Source organism: Streptomyces sp. SID5785 (assembly GCF_009870065.1).
Lineage (GTDB): Bacteria > Actinomycetota > Actinomycetes > Streptomycetales > Streptomycetaceae > Streptomyces.
This window is the reverse complement of the sequence record NZ_WWIA01000855.1, coordinates 1-2,432: the sequence shown is the minus strand read 5'-3', so window position 1 is coordinate 2,432 and position 2,432 is coordinate 1. Positions and strand designations below refer to the sequence as shown.

Genomic DNA, 2,432 nt, shown 5'->3' with positions numbered 1-2,432 from the left:
ACGTCACGAACTTGTACGGGTCCACCCCGCCGAGCCCGCCGTCGACGTACCACGCCCACTGCATCGGGTGCAGCGACTCCAGCGTGGCGAGCTCGCGGCGGTGCACGAGCATCCGCGCCGCGCCGAACAGCGGGCCGCGCGGCGTCGTCTCGCCCTCGATGACCTCGGTCGAGCCGAGGATCATCCGCGGGTCCTGCACGTGCAGATGGTCGAAGGTGCAGAAGTCGATGTCGTCGGCGCCGAGGCCGAGCCGCGTGAGGACGTCACCGGGCTCGTTGTAGTACTTGAGGACGGCCTTCTCGACCAGGCGGCCGCCGGGCACCTTCGCGGTGAGCCGGCGCAGGTTCCGGTAGAAGGGCGCCTCGGCGGATCCGTCGGGCACCGTGGGTTCGAAGACGAGCGTGCGCGGGGTGCCGTTCCAGTCGTCGTACTGGACGACGACCATGCGGTTGATCATCGAGATCAGCGGCAGCGTGGGCACCGACACCGCTCCGTGGAAGGCGTAGGCGACCGGGTACGGCGCCGCCGCGATGTCCACCGAGCGCACGGCACGGACCTGTCCCTGCTCCTTGAAGCGCGGCTTGTACGCCGCCGCGGCCCGTCGGACCTCCGCCAGCCGCTCGCCCCGGGGCCACACCTCGTGCACGCCGTCGAACTCGGGGATCGGCCGGGCGCCGATCGCGTCGAGATCCGGTCCGCCGCGCGCTGCCTGCTGCACCATGAGTCGCTCCTCCTGGGTGGGCTGTCCGACCCAGGGTGCGGGCAACGGCGGAACGGTACTTGTTTCAGCGCGACAGACCGGGGCCGGAGTCGGCGGCCCGGCGCAGCGCACGGGGGCTCGTCCCGAACCAGCGCCGCACGCAGTGACTGAGCGTGGACTGCTCGGTGAACCCGACCAGCGCGGCGACCTGCCCGAGCGGCAGCCGCGTCGTCGTGAGATACCGGTGCGCCGCGTCCCGCCGCACCTCGTCGAGGACCGCCTCGAAGGTGGTCCCCTCGGCGGCCAGCCGACGCTGCAGTGTGCGGGGGTGCACGGACAGCAGCCGGGCGACCCCGCCGAGCGCGGGGGGTCCTGCGCCGAGGCTGCCCGCCAGGGCGCGCCGGACCTGCGTGGACACGGCGGCGGCCGGGTCGGCGTACCGGTCGGCGAGGTACTCCACGGCCAGCCGCCGGATCGTCGCGTCGGCGGTCGCGAACTGCCCGTCGAGCAGATGCCGTTCGACCCGCAGCGCCCCCGCGGGACGGCCGAAGCGCACGTCGGCCCCGAAGAACTCGGTGTAGCGGCGCACCGGCGAGAGCGGCTGATGCGGGAACTCGACGGACCGCAGCCCGGCCCTGCTGCCGACGAGCACGCGTGCGATCCGCTGGAAGAGTCCGAGGCCGAGCTCCATCGCCTGCGGCGAGTACGGCGACTCGTGCAGGTCCTTGCGGTACGTCAGGGCGACGACGCCGCGGGCCCCGTACGGGTCGGCCTCGACGCCGACACTGAGCGCCGGGCTGTGCACGAACATGTACCGGGACGCGAGCCGCAGGGCCTCGGCCACCGTCGACGAGGACTCGATCACGACGGCCAGCGGGCCGAGGACGCTCAGATCCTGCGCCTCGGCCAGACGCAGTCCCAGGTCCGGACAGGCCAGTTCGGCCGCCGCGGCGTCGAGCACCAGGTCGTTCGCCGTGATCGGGATGAGCCCGTCGTCGGCGCCGAGGACGTCCCGTGCGAGGCCGTGCCGGGCGAGCAGCGCGTCGGCGTCGCCCCCCAGCTCCTCCACCAGGTCGACGAAGCCGCGCAGGCTGGCGGTGCGGATCATCGGGACCATGGCGGAAGCGTACGTTCCCGGGCTGGGTCCGGCCCGGGTCCTGGCCGGGTCCTCGCCGGGTCCCGGCGGGGCCCGTCAGAACTCCTCGTGCTCCTCCGGGTCGCCGCCCAGCCGCCGGTGCGGACGCCGCGCGACGGTGTCCATCTCCTCGTCGGTCAGCTCGAACCCGAAGACGTCGAGATTGTCCCGCTGCCGGTGCGGGTCGCCGGACTTGGGGATCGGCACCGCGCCGAGCTGGACGTGCCAGCGCAGCACCACCTGCGCGGGCGTCACCCCGTGCGCCCGGGCGACGTCCGCGATCGCCGGGTCGTCGGTGAGCCCCGACCCGCGGCCGAGCGGGCTCCAGCTCTCCGTGACGATGCCCTTGGCCGCGTGGTGGGCGCGCAGCGCGTCCTGCGGGAAGAGCGGATGCAGCTCGATCTGGTTGACCGAGGGCAGCACGCCGGTCTCGCTCTCCAGGCGCTCGATGTGCGCGGCCGTGAAGTTGGAGACGCCGATCGAGCGGACCAGCCCCTCCTCACGGAGCCTGACCATCGCCTTCCAGGACGCGACGTACGCGTCGACGCGCGGCAGCGGCCAGTGGATCAGGTACAGGTCGACGTGGTCGAGGCCCAG

The 2,432-nt window shown here is 73.3% G+C and carries 2 protein-coding genes and 1 pseudogene; all 3 read right to left on the bottom strand.

Going from position 1 to position 2,432, the window contains the following annotated elements:
- Positions 1-721: pseudogene (locus tag GTW43_RS27715) on the bottom strand (hypothetical protein); the annotation flags it as partial.
- 64 nt (positions 722-785) lie between these two features.
- Complete coding sequence (locus tag GTW43_RS27710) at positions 786-1,817, bottom strand: AraC family transcriptional regulator (protein ID WP_161304697.1); 1,032 nt, start codon at positions 1,815-1,817, stop codon at positions 786-788.
- 75 nt (positions 1,818-1,892) lie between these two features.
- Positions 1,893-2,432, bottom strand: a 540-nt coding sequence (locus tag GTW43_RS27705) for an aldo/keto reductase (RefSeq protein ID WP_161304696.1), incomplete at its 5' end; no start/stop codon positions are given.